This is a genomic window from Streptomyces sp. WELS2 (assembly GCF_013870595.1).
Taxonomy (GTDB): Bacteria; Actinomycetota; Actinomycetes; order Streptomycetales; family Streptomycetaceae; genus Streptomyces.
This window is the reverse complement of the sequence record NZ_JACBWZ010001306.1, coordinates 1-1,182: the sequence shown is the minus strand read 5'-3', so window position 1 is coordinate 1,182 and position 1,182 is coordinate 1. Positions and strand designations below refer to the sequence as shown.

Here is a 1,182-nt window from a genome sequence, read left to right as displayed (position 1 = left end):
GGTCGCCGCGCTGGACTCCTACGCGGACGGCCTGCCCACCGACCGGCCCGTGATCATCACCGCCGCCTCGTACAACGGCCGCCCCACCGACGACGCCACCGCCTTCACCGGCTGGCTCGAGGGCACCCCCGACCTCACCGGCGTGACCTACGCCGTCCTCGGCGTCGGCGACCGCAACTGGGCCGCCACCTACCAGCAGGTCCCCACCCGGGTCGACGCCCGCCTCGCCGAACTCGGCGCCACCCGGCTCACCGAGCGCGCCGCCGCCGACGCCTCCGGCGATCTCACCGGCACCGTACGGGAGTTCACGGACCGCCTGCGCACCGCGCTGCTCACGCAGTACGGCGACCCGGACGCCGGGCACGGCACCCCCGAGGAGCCCGCCCACGGCTACGCGGTACGCACCCTCACCGGCGGCCCGCTGGACGCCCTCGCCGAACGGCACGGCCTGCTTCCGATGACCGTCACCGAGGCCTACGACCTCACCGCGCCCGGCCACCCCCGCACCAAGCGGTTCCTGCGCGTCGCCCTGCCGGAGGGCGTCACCTACCGCACCGCCGACCACCTGACCGTGCTGCCCGTCAACGCCCCGGAGCTGGTGGACCGGGTACTCGCCGCGTTCGGTCTCGACGCCGGCACCGTCCTGGACATCCGGCCCACCCGGCCGCGGCGTGGGGGAGGCATCGCCGTGGACCGGCCGCTGACGGTCCGTGAACTCCTTACCCATCACGTGGAGTTGCAGGAGCGCCCGACCGGCCGGCAGCGGACCCTGCTCGCCGAGGCCAACCCCTGCCCGCCCGAGCGCGCCGCCCTCGCCGCCCTGCCCGACGACGACCCGCGCACCCTGCTGGAGCTGGCCGAGGACCACCCGGCGCTGCGCGGTGCCCTCGACTGGCCGCTCCTGCTCGACCTGCTCACCCCGCTGCGCCCCCGCCACTACTCCATCTCCTCCGCGCCCGCGGCCGACGCCCGCCACGCCGACCTCATGGTCTCCGTGCTCGACGCCCCGGCACGCTCCGGCAAGGGCCGCTACCGGGGCACCGGTTCCGGTCACCTCGCCTCCCTGCGGCCCGGCGACACCGTGTACGCCCGGATCCAGCCCTGCCGCGAGGCGTTCCGGATCGACCACTCGGCGCCGGTGGTGATGGTCGCCGCCGGCACCGGTCTCGCGCCGTTCCGGGG

At 76.1% G+C, this 1,182-nt stretch carries 1 protein-coding gene; it reads left to right on the top strand.

Going from position 1 to position 1,182, the window contains the following annotated elements:
- Window positions 1-1,182, top strand: a 1,182-nt coding sequence (locus H5J33_RS35950; RefSeq protein WP_181798838.1) for an NADPH cytochrome P450 oxidoreductase family protein, incomplete at both ends; no start/stop codon positions are given.